This is a genomic window from Actinotalea solisilvae (genome assembly GCF_016464425.1).
GTDB classification, from domain to species: domain Bacteria; phylum Actinomycetota; class Actinomycetes; order Actinomycetales; family Cellulomonadaceae; genus Actinotalea; species Actinotalea solisilvae.
On record NZ_JADDKQ010000016.1, the window covers coordinates 11,639 to 29,624 of the forward strand.

Genomic DNA, 17,986 nt, shown 5'->3' on the forward strand with positions numbered 1-17,986 from the left:
GCGCGGCCGGACGGTGCGGTCGCCGGGAGCGACGCGTCCGCCGGGGTGGCGCGTCGGTGGCGGGTGGCACGATCGCCGGGTGGACGGGTCGAGCGGTGGTGAGGCGCTGCTCGACGTGCTGCTCGCGGGTGGCCGCCGCGCGGACCGGGTGACCCACGTCGAGCGCCTCCCGGCGCGTTCCGGGGTCCGCGCGGACTGGCCCGCGTGGTCCGACGCCGACGTCGTGGGCGGCTACCGCGCGCTCGGTGTCGAGCGTCCGTGGACGCACCAGGTCACGGCCGCCGACGCCGCGTGGGCGGGCCGGCACACGGTGCTCGCGACGTCGACCGGCTCGGGCAAGTCCCTCGCGTTCTGGCTGCCCGCGCTGACCCGCGTGCGCGACCCCCGCCCCGCCCCGGGGGACGCCGCCCGCCAGGCCGCGGCGTTCCCGGGCGCCGGCCGACGGCGCGGGACGGTCCTCTACCTGTGCCCGACCAAGGCGCTCGCCGCGGACCAGCTCTCGGGCCTCGAGCGCCTGCTGCGTGCGGCCGGCTCGCCGGACCTGCGCGTCGCGACGTGCGACGGCGACACGGACGTCACCGCGCGGCGCTGGGTGCAGGACCACGCCGACGTCGTGCTCACGAACCCTGACTTCCTGCACTTCTCGCTGCTGCCCCGGCACGGCCGCTGGTCGCGCCTGCTGCGCGGGCTGCAGTACGTCGTCGTCGACGAGAGCCACGCGTTCCGCGGCGTGTTCGGGGCGCACGTGGCCGCCGTGCTGCGGCGCGTGCGAAGGCTCGCCGCCCACCACGGCGCGAGCCCGACGTTCGTCCTCGCGTCGGCGACGACGTCGGACCCGGCGCAGAGCGCGGCACGCCTGCTGGGCGTGGACCCGGACGACGTCGTCGCGGTGACCGACGACACCTCCCCGCGCGGCACCAAGACGATCGCGCTCTGGCAGCCGCCCGAGATGGCGGGCCTCGACCCGGCGCTCGGCGCACCCGAGGGCGAGGACGCGCCGCACCAGGACGCGCCGACCCAGCCCGCGCACCGCACCGCGACGGCCGAGATGGCCGACCTGCTCGCCGACCTCGTGGTCGCCGGGGCGCGCACGCTCGCGTTCACGCGGTCGCGCCGCGCGGCCGAGTCGGTCGCGACGTCGACGCAGCGCCACCTCGAGCTGGTCCGGCGGGGGCTCGGCGCCTCGGTCGCCGCCTACCGGGGCGGCTACCTGCCGGAGGAGCGCCGCGAGCTCGAGGAGGGCATCCGGACCGGCGCGCTGCGCGCGCTCGCGACGACGAACGCGCTCGAGCTCGGCGTCGACATCTCGGGGCTCGACGCGGTGCTCATCGCGGGCTGGCCGGGCACGCGCGTCTCGCTGTGGCAGCAGGCCGGCCGCGCGGGACGCGCGGGCGCCGACGGGCTCGTCGTGCTCATCGCGCGCGAGGACCCGCTCGACACCTACCTCGTGCACCACCCCGAGGCGATCTTCGACCGGCCCGTCGAGGCCACGGTCTTCGACCCGACCAACCCGTACGTGCTCGCGCCGCACCTGTGCGCGGCGGCCGCCGAGCTGCCGCTGCGGGCGGAGGACGTCGCGCTCTTCGGGCCCGGCACGGCCGAGCTGCTCGACGTGCTCGTCGAGCGGGGCGCCCTGCGCCGGCGCAGCTCGGGCTGGTACTGGACGCACCCCGAGTCCGCCGCGTGGCTCACCGACCTGCGCGGCTCGGGCGGCGAGCCCGTGCGCGTGGTCGAGGAGGCGACCGGGCGCCTCCTCGGCACGGTCGACGCCGGTTCGGCCGACGCGACGGTCCACCCGGGCGCGGTCTACGTGCACCAGGGGGTGACGTTCGTCGTCGAGGACCTCGACCTCGAGACGTCGGTCGCCGTCGTCCGGCCGAAGCAGGTCGACTACGGCACCTGGTCGCGGTGGCTCACGTCCATCGAGATCCGCGGCGTGCGCGAGGAACGCACCGCCGGGCCCGTGCGGTGGGGGTTCGGGCCCGTCGACGTGACGACGCAGGTGGTGAGCTACCAGAAGAAGCACCTGCCGGACCTCGTCCCGATCGGGGGCGACGTGCTCGACCTGCCCGCGCGCACGCTGACGACGACGGCGGTGTGGTGGACGGCGCCCGCGTCGCTGCTCGCCGAGGCGCAGCTCGACGACGGCGACGTGCCCGGGGCCCTGCACGCCGCCGAGCACGCCTCGATCGGCCTGCTGCCGCTCCTCGCGACGTGCGACCGGTGGGACCTGGGGGGCGTGTCGACCGCGCTGCACGTCGACACCGAGGTCGCGACCGTGTTCGTCTACGACGGGTACCCCGGCGGCGCGGGGTTCGCCGAGCGCGGCTACCACCTCGGCGCCGCGTGGCTCCGGGCCACGCGCGACGCGATCGTCGGGTGCGGCTGCACCACCGGGTGCCCCGCGTGCGTCCAGTCGCCCAAGTGCGGCAACGGCAACAACCCCCTCGAGAAGGCGGGCGCCATCCGCCTGCTCGACGCCGTCCTCGCGCACGAGGGCTAGGCCGCCGTCGCGCGCGTGCCGGGGCCCGGCCCGCGCGACCGCGGAGACCGGGCCGAGCGGGGCGGGCAGGGTGACCTCCACGTCGACGACGCCGTCCCCCACGGTGCAGCCGGCCAGCGCCGCACCGTGCCGCGCCGCCACCTCCGCGGCGCGGCCGCAGGCGTCCGTGCCCTCCGTCCGGTCGACGACGCCCGGCGGCAGGGACACCGCGGCGGCGGCCGCGAGCGCCGCGAGGTCGGCCGCGGTCTGCGCCGTCCAGCGCGCCCGCTGCGCCGACGCGGTGACGCCGAGCGCGCCGCAGAGGAGGACCACGACCGCGACGAGCCCGACGACGAGCACGCTGCCGGAGCCCGTGTCACCACCCGGGCGGGCCCCGCGCCGGTCCCACCGCACCGCCGGGCTCACGGCTCGGCCCACGCGGTCGCGCTCGCGGCGACGTCGATCCCGCCGCCGGTGAACCAGGCACCGGGCCCCGAGGCGGTGACGGTCACCTCGACCCAGGGGTCCGCCCGCGACACGGTGACGTCGACCGCGGCCCCGGCGACCCGACGGGCCACGTCGGCGACGGCCGCGTCGTCCTCCCCGATCGCCGCCAGGCGAGCGCCGGCCCGGGCCGCGTCGGCGCACCGCAGCTGGAGCGAGGCGGCGGACGCCGTCACGACGAGCACCGCGAGGACCAGCACGACCGCCGGGAGCGCGAGCGCCAGCTCGGCGGTCACGGCGCCGGCGTCGTCGCCCGCCCACCGGCGCGCCCGCGGCCCGGGCCGGGCGCTCACACCTGGAGGGCGCCGCGGACGATGCCGAGCAGCAGGCCCCGGACCTCGTCGCTGCGCAGGATGAGGAGCAGGAGCCCGGCGAACCCGGCGGCGGCGACGGTCGCGATCGCGTACTCGGCGGTCGCCATCCCCGCGTCCGCGCCGCCCGCCGCGAGCCGCGCCCGCAGGGCCGCCGCCCGACCGGCGGGCGCCCGCACCGCCCGGGGCCGGCGCGTCTCGCGCTGCGCGGACGCGGCCGCCCCGGGCCCGGACCGCGCCTCTGCGGCCGCGGGAGCGGCCGCCGACACGGGTCGCGGATCCTGCGTCAGTCGCGAACCTGGCGCCGGTCGCGGGTCCGGCACCGGTCGCCTGTCCGCCGCGGGCGCGACGTGCTCCGGGTGCGTCGACCGCGTCGGCGGGGGCACGAGCCGGAGACCGGCGACCGCGGTCGTCCTGAGTGGCAGGGGCATGGGAGTTCCTCTCGTCGGGCCCGCCAGCGGGCCGGGTGGGGCGTCGGGCGACGCCGTGCGCCGAGCCTCGGCGGGCTGCGGGCGGTCCGGTCGGAGCGACCCCGCGGACCGTGGACGGCGCGTGGCCACGCCGGGCTGTGGACGACGAGCCGGCGCGCCTCATCCGGAGAGCCCTCCGCCCGCCATCGACACGAGCACGGGCGCGACGCCGACGAGGACGAACGCCGGCAGGTGGCACAGCCCGAGCGGCACGACGAGCCGGACGCCGAGCCGCGACGCCGCCTCGAGCGCCCGCGCGTGCCGGTCCCGGCGGACGGCGTCGGCCGCCGCCCGGAGCGCGGGGCCGGGTGCCGAGCCGTCCTCCCACCCGGGTCGGAGCGCCCGCGCCACCGGGCCACCGTCGGGCCACGCCTCGTCCCACGTCGACCCGAGCCGGAGGGCCGTGCCCGCACGGGCGAGCGCCCGGCCCGACGACGGCGGGACGGCCGCGCCGACCGCGATCAGCGCCGCGGGCAGGCTCGCGCCGGCGGCGCACGCGGCGGACAGGAGGTCCATCACGGTCGCATCGACTGCCGGTGGCCCGCCCTGCGACCGGCCGTGCGGACGGGCACGCGAGCGCGCGCCCGCCGGCGCGGCGCCCGTCGGGGCGGCGTCACCCGCGAGACGCGCGAGCCGGCGCATCATCCGTCGACCTCGCCGCGCGCCTCGGTCACGCACCGCGCGGTCCAGCGGTGGCCCACGAGGAGCAGCAGGCCCCCGGCCACCAGCAGCGTGGACCCCGCGCCCCCGTCGAGCAGCACTGCCACCGGGTCCGCGCCCAGTGCGACGCCGAGGCCGAGCCCGAGGACCGGGAGCCCGCCGAGGAGGCGCGCCGTCGCCACGGGGCCGGCGAGCGCGGCACGTCGCTGGCCGGCGGCCTCGGCGTCGCGCGCCAGGCTGGTCGCGACCTGGTCGAGGACGGTCGCCGGGGCGACCCCGAGCGTCGTCGTGAGCTCCGCCGCCGCGAGCACGGTCGCGAGGGCGCCCGACTGGCCCGGCCACCGGGCGAGCAGCGCGCCGCGCTGCGGCACGCCCAGCGGTGCCCGCACGCCCGCGCGCCGCCACGCCTCCTCGGGGACGGCGCCGCCGCGCAGCGCCGCGGCGACGGCCGTGAGGGTCGCCACGAGGTCGGCCAGCTCGTCCGTCTCGCGCCGACGGCCGGCCGGACGCAGGCGGGTCGTCGTGATGCCCGGGCCGCGCGTACGCCGGGCCGTCGAACCGGCTCCGCTTTCCGACGCGGTCTGCGGCCCGGCCCGCATCGCGGACCGACGCCCCGCCCGCCGTCCGGTTCGAGGCGTGGTGTGCGGAGCGGCGAGCCGCGCGATCCGCGTCATGCCGGCCGCCCGGGCGCGCACGCCCGCAGAGCCCCCTCCGGCCGCTCGGGCGCGCACGCCCACCGCGCCCCGCCCCGCCGCCCGGTCATGCCGTCCACCGGTCCGCGCCGACGCCGGTCGGCGGCCCGCACAGCGCGGCGAGCCGGGACCAGCCGGTGCCGCGCGTGACCGCGCCGTCCGCGCCGACCCGGGCCGCCGTCACGACGCGCACCCCCGGGGCACCCCACGCGCCGTCGGCGACGCCACGCGCCGCCGTGGCCCGGCCCGGCTCGGCGACGTCCACGCTCGCGTCGCCCGCGACGAGGACCCCGATCTCCGCGACGCGCCGCACGCCCGCGTCGCGCCGCAGGTGCACCACCGCGTGGACCGCCCCGGCCGCCTGGACGGCGACGGCCTCCGGGCTCATGCCCGCGAGCGCGCCGAGGGCGGCGAGGCGCCCCGGGACGTCGTGCGGCGCGTTCGCGTGGAGGGTCGCCCACCCGCCCTCGTGGCCCGTGTTGAGGGCGGTGAGCACCTCGCGGACCTCCGCCCCGCGCGCCTCGCCGAGCACGATCCGGTCCGGTCGCATCCGCAGTGCGTGCCGCACGAGCGCCGGGAGGTCCACCTCGCCCGCACCCTCGACGTTGGGTCGCCGGGTGGCGAGCCGGACGACGTGCGGGTGGTCGGGGGCCAGCTCCCCCACCTCCTCGATGACGACGACGCGCTCGGTGGGCGGCACGAGCGCGAGGAGCGCGGCCAGGAGCGTCGTCTTGCCCGTGCCGGTCGCGCCCGTGACGAGGACGTTCGCTCGCCGCGCGACGAGGCCGCGCAGCACGGGCTCGATCCCTGCCGCCACCGCGCCTGTCGCGACGAGCCGGCGCAGCGGGAACGCCGTCGGGCGCAGCACCCGCAGGGACAGCAGCGGGCCGTCCGGGGCGACGGGCGGCAGGACGGCGTGCAGCCGCGTCCCGTCCGGCAGCCGGGCGTCGGCGACGGGCGCCGCGTCGTCCAGCCGCTGGCCGCCCGCTGCGGCGAGCCGGACGGCGAGCGCACGCACCTGGGCCCTTCCGCCGAGGTCGACGTCCGACCGCTCGAGGCCCCGGCCCCGGTCCACCCACACCGGCCCCGGGCCGTTGACGAGCACGTCGGTGACGCCGGGCTCCTCCAGGAGATGCTGGAGCGGGCCGGCCCCCTCGACCTCCGCCCGGACGGCGCGCGCGAGCAAGGCGAGGTCCTCGCGGCCGAGCACGCCGCCACGGTCGCGCACGACGGCGGCGACCGCGTCCGGGCCCGTCCCCGCGCCGCCGTCGGCCGCGCGGCGGCGCACCTCGTCGAGCACCGCGCGCGCCGGGTCGAGAGCGGCGTCGCCCGGGTCCCCGGCACCGGCCACCCGCCGGGCCCCGGCGCGCCGCCCGTCCTCAGACCCGCGCACCGTCCCACCCCCACGCCGCCTCGCCCCGGGCGCCGACCCCCGCGGACGCCGTACCTCCCGGGTGCACCCCCGCCGCGCGCGTCACGCGGGCGACCGCCCGCGCCAGCGCGGAGCGCCGGCCGACCACCGGGCCGAACCCGCGGTCGCACGCCTCCGCGACGCCCCGGTCGGTCGGCAGCACGCCGGCGAGCGGCAGGCCGAGCACGCCCGCGGCCTCGGCCGGCGCGACGCGCGGCGCTCGCCGGCCCCGGAGGACCAGGGCGGCCGACCGGCTGTCGTCCGGGTCGCCCGCGCCCGCCGCCCAGGCCGCGGGCGGGAGCACTGCGAGCGCAGCGAGCGCCGCGGCGACCCCGCGCACGTCCTGTCCCGTGACGACGAGGACGCTCGGGGCGCCCGCGAGCACGACCTCACCCACGTCGCCGTCGAGCGCGGTGACCGGGGCGTCCACCACCACGGTCGTGCAGCGCTCCCGCAGCGCGGGCCAGACGGCCTCCAGCGCATCGCCCGGCGGCCCACCGCCCCGGCGGTCCCCGCCCAGCACCTCGACGCCGCGCCACACGGGCAGCACCCCGTCGAGGTCCGCGGGTGCGATCGACCCGCGCAGCCCGTCGAGGTCGCGCCACCGCGCGCCCGGCCGGCCCTCCACGCCCAGGAGCACCTCGATCCCCGCCCCGTGAGCGGCGACGTCGACGAGCGCCGTGCCGGCGCCCGCGCGCGCCGCCTCGGCGGCGACCAGCGCGGCGAGCGTCGAGGTCCCGACCCCGCCGCACGCGCCCGCGACCACCACGACCCGCTGCTGCGCCCGCACGGCACCACCTCCGCGCCCGAGGCTCCCCGGTGCCCGCACCCGCGTCACGGAGGGACCGTCGGGCCTGGGGACGGAGCGCCGGCGGCCCGCGCCTGTGGACGGCCGGACGGCCCGCCGCACACCTCACGCCGCACGCGGCCGCGGCTCGCTACCCTCGCAGGGGCCGGACGCCGACGCGGGAGGAGCGAGCGAGCATGGGGGGCGCCGCGTTCTTCGACCTCGACAAGACGATCATCGCGACGTCCTCGGCGACCGCGTTCTCCCGGCCCTTCTACGCCGGCGGCCTCATCACGCGCCGCGACGTGCTCCGCACGGCCTACGCGCAGTTCCTCTTCCTCCTCGGGCGCGCCGACGCCGACCAGACGGAGCGGCTGCGCGCCCACCTGTCCGCCATGGTCGCGGGCTGGGACGTCGCCCAGGTGTCCTCGATCGTCTCCGAGACCCTCCACCTGCACATCGAGCCCACGGTGTACGCGGAGGCCGTCGCGCTCATCGACGAGCACCACGCCGCGGGACGCGACGTGGTCGTCGTGTCCGCGTCGGGCGCCGAGGTGGTCGAGCCGATCGCCGCCCTGCTCGGCGCGGACCGCGTCGTCGCGACCCGGATGGAGGTCGTGGACGGGCGCTACACGGGCGGCATCGCGTTCTACGCCTACGGCCCGAACAAGGCGGCTGCGGTGCGCCGCCTCGCCGAGGAGCACGGCTACGACCTCGCCGCGAGCTACGCCTACTCCGACTCGGTCACGGACGTGCCGATGCTCGAGGCCGTCGGCAACGCCGCCGTCGTCAACCCCGACCGGTCGCTGCGCCGCCTCGCCGTCGAGCGCGGCTGGGACGTGCTGACCTTCGCGCGCCCGGTCGCGCTGCGCCCCACCTTCCCGCCGCCGCGGCGCAGCGTCCCGGTCGCGCTCCTCGCCGCGCTCGCCACCGCCGTCGTCGTCCTCGCCGTCCGACGCGCGCGACGCCGACGCCGACGCCCATGATGCGAGACGGCCCGGGCCCGCCCCGCGGGGGCGACGGGACGATCCGGGACAAGTGACCCACGTCCCTTCCCCTTCCCGAGATCGGGGCGTACAAAGGAATCACAACAGCACAGCGGGACGTGAGAACCCACGCTCGACCTGTCCTCGAGTGGACCTGCTGACCGGGCTTGCCCCGTTGCGGCAGCGCTGCAAGCGCCTGATACCTCACGGCCCGCCGCTGTCGACGACGGCGTCCTCCACGTGGGGACGCCGTCGCTGTGCGTGCCGACGACGGCGCCGCACCCGCCCTCAGGGGGCAGGCGCGAGCCGCCCGGCGAGCACGGCGTCCGCCACGCGCGTGCCCTCCGCCGCACCGACCTGCACCGCGGCGGCGACGTGCCGCAGCCAGGCCCCCACTCCGGCGGGCCCGCCCGCGGCGTACCCCGCCGCCGTCGACAGGTGCACCGCGGGCCGCGCCGCCCATGCCGCCTCGGGCACGACCACCCCGACGGGGTCGACGCCGCCCGCCGTGAGCAGGTGCCGCAGCACGCCGCGCGCGACCGCGCCGTTCCCGGCCGCGAACGGCCGCAGCGTCATGAGCTCGCCGTGCACGACGGCGGCCAGCACGAGCCCGGGGACGACGGGCGGCAGCGGTCTGGCCACGAGGTCCCCGAGGAGCGCGAGCCGGTCCGCGAGCTCCGCGCCGACGGGGGCGTCGGCGAGACCGCGGAGATCCTGGGGCTGCCCGTCGCGCCGCGGCACCCCCGCAGCCGCGTCCGGACCGCCGCGCCCGACGGCGTGCAGCCGCGCGAGGAGCTGCCCGAGCGGTACCCGGTCGGCCCGCGTGGCACCCGGGGCGGCCATGAGCCGCTCGACCTCGGCCTGCACGCCGAGCGCGCCGCGGAGCGCGGCGCCGTCCGGCCCGGCGGGGGGCGCGGCGGCACCCCGGGCGACGTCGCGCACGACGTCGAGCGGCACGCGCAGCCCGTCCGCCCCGAGGCCCGCGTGCGCGCAGCGGACGCCCGCCTCGGTGCGCGCGACGGCCCACTGCCGCCGCAGCGCCCGGTGCCAGCGGAGCTCCTCGCACGCGGCGCGCGCCGCGGCGACCGCCTCCGGGACGCCGTCGAGAGCGGCGAGCGGTTCGAGGGGATGGTCCGGCACGCCGCCAGCGTAGGCGGGCCCGGGCCCCCGCCGGGTGCCACGATGGCCGGGTGACCTCAGCGCCGAGCGTGTCCTCCTCCATCACCGTCCGTCTGCAGGTCCAGGCACGGCCCACGGCCGTGAGCGAGCTCACGACGTCGATCGAGCACTCGGGCGGCATCGTCACCGCGCTCGACGTCACCGCCTCGGGCCACGAGCGGATCAGCGTCGACGTCACGTGCGCGACGCGCGGCGAGGACCACGCCGCCGACATCGTCGAGGCGCTGCGCGCGCTGCACGGCGTCGTCGTCGAGCGCGTCAGCGACCGGACCTTCCTCATGCACCTCGGCGGCAAGCTGTCGATCGAGTCGAAGGTGCCGATCCGCAACCGCGACGACCTGTCGATGGTCTACACGCCCGGCGTCGCGCGTGTGTGCGAGGCGATCGCCGCGCGCCCCGAGGACGCGCGCAACCTCACCATCAAGCGCAACACCATCGCCGTCGTCACCGACGGCACCGCGGTGCTCGGGCTGGGCGACATCGGCCCGCTCGCCGCCCTCCCGGTCATGGAGGGCAAGGCCGCGCTGTTCAAGCGGTTCGGCGACATCGACGCGTTCCCCATCGCGCTCGACACGACCGACGTCGACCAGATCGTCGAGACCGTGTGCGCGATCGCGCCCGTCTTCGCCGGGATCAACCTCGAGGACATCTCGGCACCCCGGTGCTTCGAGGTCGAGCGCCGCCTGCGCGAGCGCCTCGACATCCCCGTGTTCCACGACGACCAGCACGGCACCGCGATCGTCGCGCTCGCCGCGCTGACCAACGCGCTCCAGGTCGTCGGCAAGGACATCGGCACCGTGCGGATCGTGATGTCGGGCGCCGGGGCGGCCGGCACCGCCGTCCTCAAGCTGCTCCTCGCGGCCGGCGCGCGCGACGTCGTCGTGTGCGACATCGAGGGCGTCGTCCACACGGCCCGCCCGGCCCTGCACCCGTCGCTGCTCTGGACCGCGCAGCACACCAACCCGCGCGGCGCGACCGGCACGCTCCGCGAGGCGCTCGCGGGCGCGGACGTCTTCATCGGCCTCTCGGCGCCCGACATCCTCACGGGCGACGACATCGCGACGATGGCCCCCGGCTCGATCGTGTTCGCCATGGCCAACCCGCGCCCCGAGGTCGACCCCGACGACGCCGCGCAGCACGCCGCGATCGTCGGCACGGGTCGGTCGGACTTCGCGAACCAGATCAACAACGTGCTCGCGTTCCCCGGCGTGTTCCGCGGGCTGCTCGACGCGCAGTCCCACAAGGTCACCGACGCGCTGCTGCTCGCGGCCGCGCGCGCCCTGGCCTCGGTGGTGAGCGCGGACGAGCTCAACCCGACCTACATCATCCCGAGCGTCTTCAACCCGGAGGTGACCACGCGCGTCGCCGCGGCGGTGCAGGAGGCCGTCCGCGGCCCCCGCCCCGTGACCCCCTGACCCCTCGCGGACTGGAGCGAAGGTCAGCGCCAGGTCGCGCGGTCGAGCTGGGGCTGCCAGCGCGCGGGGGCGTCGGGGGCGGTCGAGGCCGGCACGCCCAGGCGGTGGGCGGCGCGCAGCGGCCACATCGGGTCGCGCAGCGCCTCGCGGCCGAGCATCACGGCGTCGGCCGCCCCGTCGACGACGAGCCCCTCGGCCTGCTCGGCCGACGTGAGGAGCCCGACGGCGGCGACCGGCACCTTCGCGACCTCGCGGACCAGGCGCGCGTGCGGCACCTGGTACCCGGGCCCGACGGGGATCTCGGCGGGCGCATTCCCGCCGGTCGACACGTCGACGAGGTCGACCCCGAGCTCGCGCAGCACGGTCGCGACCTGGGCCACGTCCGCCACGTCGAGGCCGCCCTCCACCCAGTCGGTCGCCGAGACCCGGACGAACAGCGGGCGGTCCTCGGGCCACACGGCGCGCACCGCCTCGACCACCTCGGTCAGCAGGCGCGCGCGGTTCTCGAGCGGGCCGCCGTACTCGTCCGTGCGCTCGTTCGACAGCGGCGAGAGGAACTGGTGCAGCAGGTAGCCGTGCGCGGCGTGCACCTCGACGACGTCGAACCCGGCCCGGAGCGCGCGCTCGGCCGCGGCGGCGAACGCGGCCGGGACCTCGGCGATCTCCTCGGCCGTGAGCGCGCGCGGGGCGTCGTAGCCGGGGAACGCCGACGCCGAGGGCCCGACCGTGCCCCAGCCGCCGTCGTCGGCGGGGACCGTGCCGCGGCGGCCCTGCGCGTCGAACGGGCTGTACGTCGACGCCTTGCGGCCCGCGTGCGCGAGCTGGACGCCCGCGCGGGCGCCGCGCTCCTGGACGAAGCGCACGATCCGGGCCCACGCGTCGGTCTGCGCGTCGTTCCACAGGCCCGTGTCCTGCGGCGTGATGCGCCCCTCGGGCACGACGGCGGTCGCCTCGGCGAGCACGAGGCCGAAGCCGCCCACGGCGCGTGTGCCCAGGTGGACCAGGTGCCAGTCGTCGGGGACGCCGTCCGTCGCGGAGTACTGGCACATGGGCGCCAGCCACACACGGTTGCGGAACGTGGTGCCGCGCAGGGTCAGGGGCTCGAAGAGTCGGCTCGTGGTGCTCACGGTGGGCGGCAACGACGGCGCGCCCCGTCGGCATTCCGACGGGGCGCGCACGGCCGCGGCCGGGGGGGGGGTGGGGGAGCCGCCGGGGGCCGGCGGCGGGGTCACGGTCATGACGATGCCGTAGGAGAGCAGGGACCCGACGACGCCCCACAGCCCGAGGGCCATGAGCCGCACGGGGGCAGGCTGCGTCGCGGGGACGGCGACGACAGCCGCGTCGGGGGCGGTGGGCGCCAGGGTGGTGGCCATCAGGACTCCTTCGCGCCCGCGCCGGCGAGGGCACGGGTCTGGTCGGCGGGTGCGGCGGTGGGGGCGGTGCCGGCGTCGGCCGGCTCGTGGTGCTTGGTGTCGACGGGGCGCACGAGCATGTTCGCGACGAACCCGAGCACGAGCAGGCACGCCATGACGACCATCGACGGGATGTAGAGCGTGGCGCCCTCGAGGCCCGCCTCGCGCCGGCCGTCGACGATCGAGTTGACGATGAGCGGCCCGGCGACGCCCGCCGCGGACCACGCGGTGAGCAGGCGGCCGTGGATGGCGCCGACCTCGAGCTTGCCGAACAGGTCCTTGAGGTAGGCGGGGACCGTCGCGAAGCCGCCGCCGTAGAACGAGACGATGACGAACGTCAGGGTCACGAAGAGCGCCGTCGCCGCGTCGCCCGCCAGGGCGAGCACCGCGTAGAGCGTCGCGCCGACGCCCAGGTACATGACGTAGGTGCGGCGGCGGCCGATCGCGTCGGACAGGCTGGACCAGCCGAGGCGCCCGGACATGTTCGCGAGGGCGAGGAGGCCGACGAAGCCGGTCGCGGTCGCCTCGGTGACCGTGTCGGGGAAGAAGTCCATGATCATGGGCTTGGCGTCCTCGAGGATGCCGATGCCGGCCGTGACGTTGACGAACAGGACCACCCACAGCAGGTAGAACTGCGGCGTCCGGACGGCGTTGCGCACGCGCACGTCGCCGTTGGTCCGCATGACGTCCGTGGTGGCCTTCGGCGTCCAGCCGGCGGGGGCCCAGCCCGGCGCGGGGAGCCGGATGACCGACGCGCCCGCGAGCATGAGCACCGCGTAGACCGCGGCGAGCGTGAGGAGCGTCGGCACCAGCGCGTCGACCGGCTCCACCGCGTACGCGTCGAGCAGGCGCTGCGTCAGGGGCGCCGCGACGAGCGCGCCGCCGCCGAAGCCCATGATGGCGAGACCGGTCGCGAGGCCCGGGCGGTCCGGGAACCACTTGATGAGCGTCGAGACGGGCGAGATGTAGCCGATGCCCAGGCCCATGCCGCCGATGACGCCGTAGCCCAGGTAGACGAGCCAGAGCTGGCCGAGCTGCACGCCGAGCGCGGCGACGAGGAAGCCCGTGACCCAGAACGTCGCGGCGAGGACCATGGCCTTGCGCGGGCCGTTGCGCTCCATCCACACCCCGCCGAACGCGGCGGAGAGGCCGAGCATGACGATCGCGATCGAGAAGATCACCGCGATCGGGGTGCCCACGCCCGTCTCCGGGAAGAAGCGCTCGATGAGCGGCTCCTTGATCACCGAGAAGGCGTAGACCTGGCCGATGGACAGGTGGACGGCCAGGGCGGCCGGGGGGACGAGCCACCGGTTGAACCTGGGCGGGGCGACGGTGCGCGAGCGGTCGAGCAGGTTCATCGGGGGAGCCTTCCCAGGACGGCCTCGGTGACGGTGGGAATCCATGGTCCCGACTGCGACCGGCCCGCGGAGGGGACCTAGGTCACCGGACCGAGGTCCCGCACGACCGCCCCGCAGGCGTGTGCACCGAGGTGCGCGCACGCGAGGCCACGAGCCCGCGCGGCACGCCGTGAGCACCCCGCGCGCCGCGCAGGGCCCGGCGCTACGTTGAGGCCAGATCCCACGGTCCGGGACAGACGCCAGCACCGACAGGAGCCGACCATGTCCTCGCCCCGCACCCCCGACGAGACGCCGGGTCGCGACGAGAGCCGGGCCGACACGCCCCGGGCCGACGAGGCCCGACCCACCGACGAGGCCCGACCCACCGACGAGGCCCCATCCGCCGACGAGGCCCGGCCCGCCGACACGGCCCGCCCCACGGACGCGGGCACGTCCCCGGACGCGCCTGCCGCGGACCAGCGGGCCGCCGGGACGACGTCGCCCGGCACGGGCACGACCGACCCGGACCGCACGCCCGACCCGGACCGCACGCCCGAGCAGGGCGACCTCAGCCTGTCCGGTCGTCCTATCGACGACGGCCCCGTCATCGGCACGATCAGGCCCGGCGGTCCACCGTCGACACCCCCCGCGACCGAGCCCCGCCCCGCCGGCCCGACCTCGGGCCCGCCGGCGGGCGCGCCCGACCGCGGCGCGGCCGACGTCGGGCCCGGCCAGCACGCCGCCGCCCGGCCCTACCCTCCGGTGGTCCCCGACCGCGGCGCCGACGCGCCGACGACGACGGCACCGACGACGACGGCGACGGGCACCGGCGTCACGCCGGCCCCGTCGAGCGCGGCCCCCGTCGCGCCCGACGTCACCGCCCCCGGCACGACGGCGACCACCGCGCCCGCCGCCACCGGACCCGCCACCCCGTCCGCGGCCCCGCCCGCCGCCGCGGCGGCCCCCGCCGCCCTCGCCGCGGGTGCCGCGGTGCCGAGCCGGCGCGAGCGCCGCGAGCGCGACGAGTCCACGGGCCGCGTCGCGCACGAGGACCTGCCCGAGCGGCCGCGCAAGCCCGGCGCCGGGCGCCACCTGCTGGGCGCGCTGCTCGGCCTCCTGCTCACGCCCGTCGCGCTGCTCCTCGTCGGCATCGGCACCTCGCGCCTCAGCGACGTCGCGGGCAGCGGCAACGCCGGCGGGGACGTGCTCGGCCTCACCCTGCTCGTCCTCGGCGCCGTCCTGCTCGCCGTCATCGCGCTGCTCGGCGCGTGGTCGCCGCTCGTCCCGATCACGGGCGGCGTGGTGTGGGGGCTCGCTCTCGGGACCGCCTACCTCGTGGTGCCGGACCTCATGCAGGACACGGTCGACGTCGTGCTCGGCGACCGCGTGCTGCCCGCCGTGGTCGAGCAGGTGACCGAGAGCGCGATGAGCGGCCTGCTCGTCGTCGTCGGGGCGCTGCTCGTCGCGGCCGGCGCCGCGGCCGGACGCGCCCGCCGCGCCGGACGCCGGTGGGCCGAGGGCGTCGCCCTGGCCGAGGCCGCGCGCGCCGAGGCGGTCCGGGCCGACGCGGCGCGCGCCGAGGCCCGCGCCACGGGCACCCGCCCGGCGGTCTGACCGACCCGGCACTCCCGGCGCGGTCCCTGCGCGCCCCGGCCCGCTCCGCGAGACCCCCCGGGCGGCCGCGACACGGGTGCGTCTACGATCCGAAACGGCACCGGCCTACCCGGTGGTCGCACCACTGCTGCTGCGTCCGGAGGAAATGTGACCCACGAGACCTCGACCCCGCTGGAGAACCTGCTGGCCGAGAGCCGCAGCTTCCCGCCGAGCCCCGAGTTCGCAGCGCAGGCCAACGCGCGCGCCGAGATGTACGCGTGGGCGGCGTCGGACCGCCTCGGTTTCTGGGCCGAGCAGGCGCGCAGCCTGCTGACGTGGGAGACCGACTTCAGCGAGGTCCTCGACTGGTCGGGTGCGCCCGTGGCGCGCTGGTTCGCCGACGGCCGTCTCAACGCCTGCTACAACGCCGTCGACCGTCACGTGGAGGCCGGGAACGGCGACCGCGTCGCGATCCACTTCGAGGGCGAGCCGGGCGACACCCGCACGCTGACCTACGCCGAGCTCCAGACCGAGGTCTCGCGGGCGGCGAACGCGCTCACCGCGCTGGGCGTCGGCACCGGCGACCGCGTCGCGATCTACCTGCCGATGGTCCCGGAGGCCGCGATCGCGATGCTCGCGTGCGCGCGGATCGGCGCGATCCACTCGGTCGTCTTCGGCGGGTTCTCGGCCGAGGCGCTGCGCTCACGCATCGCGGACGCCGAGGCCGTCCTCGTCATCACGGCCGACGGCGGCTTCCGCCGGGGCAACGCGACGGCGCTCAAGCCCGCCGTCGACGAGGCCGTCGGCCCGGCCGCGGACGGCTCGGCGTCGTCGATCCGGCACGTGCTCGTCGTCCGGCGCACCGGGCAGGACGTCGCCTGGACCGAGGGCCGCGACGTGTGGTGGCACGAGGCGCTCGAGGCGGCGAGCGACCAGCACACGGCCGTCGCCGTCGAGGCCGAGCACCCGCTGTTCATCCTCTACACGTCCGGCACCACCGGGAAGCCCAAGGGCATCTTCCACACGACGGGCGGCTACCTCACGCAGGTCGCGTACACGCACCTCAACGTCTTCGACCTCAAGCCCGAGTCCGACGTCTACTGGTGCACGGCCGACGTCGGCTGGGTGACCGGCCACAGCTACATCGTCTACGGGCCGATGATCAACGGCGCGACGCAGGTGATGTACGAGGGCACTCCCGACACCCCGCACCAGGGCCGGTGGTGGGAGATCGTCGCGAAGTACGGCGTGACCATCCTCTACACCGCGCCGACGGCGATCCGCACGTGCATGAAGTGGGGCGAGGACATCCCCACGAGGCACGACCTGTCGTCGCTGCGCCTGCTCGGCAGCGTGGGCGAGCCCATCAACCCCGAAGCCTGGATGTGGTATCGCCGCGTCATCGGCGGCGACCGCACCCCGGTGGTCGACACGTGGTGGCAGACCGAGACGGGCGGGATCATGATCTCCCCGCTCCCCGGCGTCACCGCGGCCAAGCCCGGCTCGGCCCAGACGCCGCTGCCGGGCATCAGCGCCGACGTCGTCGACGAGGAGGCGCACCCGGTGCCGAACGGGTCGGGCGGCTACCTCGTGCTCACGGAGCCGTGGCCCGCGATGCTGCGCGGCATCTGGGGCGACCCCCAGCGGTTCGCCGACACCTACTGGTCGCGCTTCGCGGGCATCTACTTCGCGGGCGACGGCGCCAAGAAGGACGACGACGGCGACATCTGGCTCCTCGGGCGCGTCGACGACGTCATGAACGTCTCGGGTCACCGCCTCAGCACGACGGAGATCGAGTCCGCGCTGGTCTCGCACCCCATGGTCGCCGAGGCAGCGGTGGTGGGCGCGAGCGACGAGACCACCGGCCAGGCGGTCGTCGCGTTCGTCATCCTGCGCGCCGAGCACCTGGCGAAGGTCGACGAGCCGGGCGAGGGCGCCGACGTCGCGCAGACGCTGCGCGCGCACGTGGCCAAGGAGATCGGGCCGATCGCGAAGCCGCGCACGATCCTCGTCGTCACCGAGCTGCCCAAGACGCGGTCCGGCAAGATCATGCGCCGCCTGCTGCGCGACGTCGCCGAGCACCGTCAGGTGGGCGACGTCACGACGCTCGCGGACTCGTCGGTGATGGACCTCATCAGCAAGGGCCTCGACAAGCCCGCCGCGAGCAGCGAGGACTGACCGCCAGGGAGCCGCCCGGTTCGTGAAGGGTTGGTCGCGCGTGCCGCGACCAACCCTTCACCACTCCCGCGCGGCCGCTCGGCTGCCGCCGGTCAGGCACCCGAGCGGCGCATCGGGACGTGCGGGATGCCGTCCTCGTCGAAGCCCGGGCCGTCGACCTCGAAGCCGAACCGGGCGTACCAGCCCGCCAGGTGCGCCTGCGCGTCGAGCACGACGGGCGCGGACGGGTCGAGCTCGGCGCAGCGGTCGAGCCCACGACGCATGAGCTCGGACGCGACGCCGCGGGAGCGCACCACCGGGGCGGTCGCGATGCGGCCCAGGCGGAGCGCGCCGTCGTCGTCGTGCAGGACGCGCAGCGTGGCGACGACGTCCCCGTCCTCCTGCGCCCACAGCAGCTCGGCGCCCGGCTCGACGTCGCGCCCGTCGAGGTCCGCGTACGCCGCCTCCTGCTCGACCACGAACACCTCGACGCGCAGGCGCAGGATCGCGTAGAGCGTCAGGGCGTCGAGGTCGCGGGCCGGGGCACGGTGGTACGTCAGCACCCGCCGACGGTAGCCGCCGCGTCCGCC

Annotated in this window: 15 protein-coding genes and 1 pseudogene; 5 read left to right on the forward strand and 11 right to left on the reverse strand. The window is 77.5% G+C overall.

Annotated elements, in window-relative coordinates; all coding sequences use genetic code 11:
• Positions 1-79: 79 nt before the first annotated feature.
• The gene (gene sftH / locus JIG38_RS13260; RefSeq protein WP_307844914.1) at positions 80-2,503 is read left to right on the forward strand and encodes a DEAD/DEAH box helicase; all 2,424 of its coding nucleotides are present in this window, start codon (positions 80-82) and stop codon (positions 2,501-2,503) included.
• Positions 2,504-2,536: 33 nt separating this feature from the next.
• Here the strand turns inward: sftH and JIG38_RS13265 are convergent.
• From JIG38_RS13265 to JIG38_RS13295, 7 genes and pseudogenes are all read right to left on the reverse strand, one after another.
• Positions 2,537-2,920: pseudogene (locus JIG38_RS13265) on the reverse strand (Rv3654c family TadE-like protein); the annotation flags it as partial.
• Positions 2,905-3,222: a TadE family type IV pilus minor pilin gene (locus tag JIG38_RS13270; RefSeq protein ID WP_199424299.1), complete on the reverse strand. Its 318-nt coding sequence runs from the start codon at positions 3,220-3,222 to the stop codon at positions 2,905-2,907. The gene JIG38_RS13270 and the pseudogene JIG38_RS13265, both read right to left, overlap by 16 nt.
• 53 nt (positions 3,223-3,275) lie before the next feature.
• Positions 3,276-3,566: a DUF4244 domain-containing protein gene (locus JIG38_RS21065; protein WP_307844915.1), complete on the reverse strand. Its 291-nt coding sequence runs from the start codon at positions 3,564-3,566 to the stop codon at positions 3,276-3,278.
• 321 nt (positions 3,567-3,887) lie between these two features.
• Positions 3,888-4,283 (reverse strand): type II secretion system F family protein, encoded by a 396-nt coding sequence (locus JIG38_RS13280; RefSeq protein ID WP_233404982.1) that lies wholly within the window; start codon positions 4,281-4,283, stop codon positions 3,888-3,890.
• Positions 4,284-4,408: 125 nt separating this feature from the next.
• The gene (locus JIG38_RS13285) at positions 4,409-4,891 is read right to left on the reverse strand and encodes a type II secretion protein F (protein ID WP_199424302.1); all 483 of its coding nucleotides are present in this window, start codon (positions 4,889-4,891) and stop codon (positions 4,409-4,411) included.
• 295 nt (positions 4,892-5,186) lie between these two features.
• A complete protein-coding gene (locus tag JIG38_RS13290) occupies positions 5,187-6,512 on the reverse strand; it encodes a TadA family conjugal transfer-associated ATPase (RefSeq protein WP_443592159.1) in 1,326 nt (441 codons plus the stop codon).
• Entirely contained in the window at positions 6,499-7,320 is an 822-nt protein-coding gene (locus tag JIG38_RS13295; RefSeq protein ID WP_199424303.1) for a P-loop NTPase, read from the reverse strand. Before JIG38_RS13295 ends, JIG38_RS13290 begins: the two co-directional genes overlap by 14 nt.
• Positions 7,321-7,514: 194 nt before the next feature.
• Between JIG38_RS13295 and JIG38_RS13300 the strand changes: the two genes are divergently transcribed.
• The gene (locus tag JIG38_RS13300) at positions 7,515-8,303 is read left to right on the forward strand and encodes an HAD family hydrolase (RefSeq protein WP_199424304.1); all 789 of its coding nucleotides are present in this window, start codon (positions 7,515-7,517) and stop codon (positions 8,301-8,303) included.
• A 288-nt stretch (positions 8,304-8,591) separates the two neighbouring features.
• Here the strand turns inward: JIG38_RS13300 and JIG38_RS13305 are convergent, their stop codons facing one another.
• Positions 8,592-9,443 carry a Fic family protein gene (locus JIG38_RS13305; protein WP_199424305.1) on the reverse strand — a complete coding sequence of 284 codons (852 nt, stop codon included), beginning with the start codon at positions 9,441-9,443 and terminating at the stop codon, positions 8,592-8,594.
• 50 nt (positions 9,444-9,493) lie between these two features.
• Between JIG38_RS13305 and JIG38_RS13310 the strand changes: the two genes are divergently transcribed.
• Positions 9,494-10,897: an NAD-dependent malic enzyme gene (locus tag JIG38_RS13310; protein WP_199424306.1), complete on the forward strand. Its 1,404-nt coding sequence runs from the start codon at positions 9,494-9,496 to the stop codon at positions 10,895-10,897.
• 23 nt (positions 10,898-10,920) lie between these two features.
• Here JIG38_RS13310 and JIG38_RS13315 read toward each other — a convergent pair whose 3' ends face one another.
• Complete coding sequence (locus tag JIG38_RS13315; protein WP_233404983.1) at positions 10,921-12,270, reverse strand: NADH:flavin oxidoreductase/NADH oxidase; 1,350 nt, start codon at positions 12,268-12,270, stop codon at positions 10,921-10,923.
• The gene (locus tag JIG38_RS13320) at positions 12,270-13,667 is read right to left on the reverse strand and encodes an OFA family MFS transporter (protein WP_199424307.1); all 1,398 of its coding nucleotides are present in this window, start codon (positions 13,665-13,667) and stop codon (positions 12,270-12,272) included. Before JIG38_RS13320 ends, JIG38_RS13315 begins: the two co-directional genes overlap by 1 nt.
• A 261-nt stretch (positions 13,668-13,928) precedes the next feature.
• On the opposite strand from JIG38_RS13320, the gene JIG38_RS13325 reads away from it, so the two are divergent.
• Both JIG38_RS13325 and acs read left to right on the forward strand, forming a co-directional pair.
• Entirely contained in the window at positions 13,929-15,260 is a 1,332-nt protein-coding gene (locus JIG38_RS13325) for a hypothetical protein (protein WP_199424308.1), read from the forward strand.
• Positions 15,261-15,407: 147 nt separating this feature from the next.
• Positions 15,408-17,417: an acetate--CoA ligase gene (acs, locus tag JIG38_RS13330; RefSeq protein WP_199424309.1), complete on the forward strand. Its 2,010-nt coding sequence runs from the start codon at positions 15,408-15,410 to the stop codon at positions 17,415-17,417.
• 92 nt (positions 17,418-17,509) lie between these two features.
• On the opposite strand, the gene JIG38_RS13335 is transcribed toward acs, so the two are convergent.
• The gene (locus JIG38_RS13335; RefSeq protein WP_199424310.1) at positions 17,510-17,959 is read right to left on the reverse strand and encodes a GNAT family N-acetyltransferase; all 450 of its coding nucleotides are present in this window, start codon (positions 17,957-17,959) and stop codon (positions 17,510-17,512) included.
• Positions 17,960-17,986 lie beyond the last annotated feature (27 nt).

Excerpts from the sequence above, each read along its gene's own strand:
- JIG38_RS13325 (WP_199424308.1), top strand. The coding sequence starts at position 13,929 with ATGTCCTCGCCCCGCACCCCCGACGAGACGCCGGGTCGCGACGAGAGC.
- JIG38_RS13315 (WP_233404983.1), bottom strand. The coding sequence starts at position 12,270 with ATGGCCACCACCCTGGCGCCCACCGCCCCCGACGCGGCTGTCGTCGCC.
- JIG38_RS13280 (WP_233404982.1), bottom strand. The coding sequence starts at position 4,283 with ATGGACCTCCTGTCCGCCGCGTGCGCCGCCGGCGCGAGCCTGCCCGCG.
- JIG38_RS13300 (WP_199424304.1), top strand. The coding sequence starts at position 7,515 with ATGGGGGGCGCCGCGTTCTTCGACCTCGACAAGACGATCATCGCGACG.
- JIG38_RS13320 (WP_199424307.1), bottom strand. The coding sequence starts at position 13,667 with ATGAACCTGCTCGACCGCTCGCGCACCGTCGCCCCGCCCAGGTTCAAC.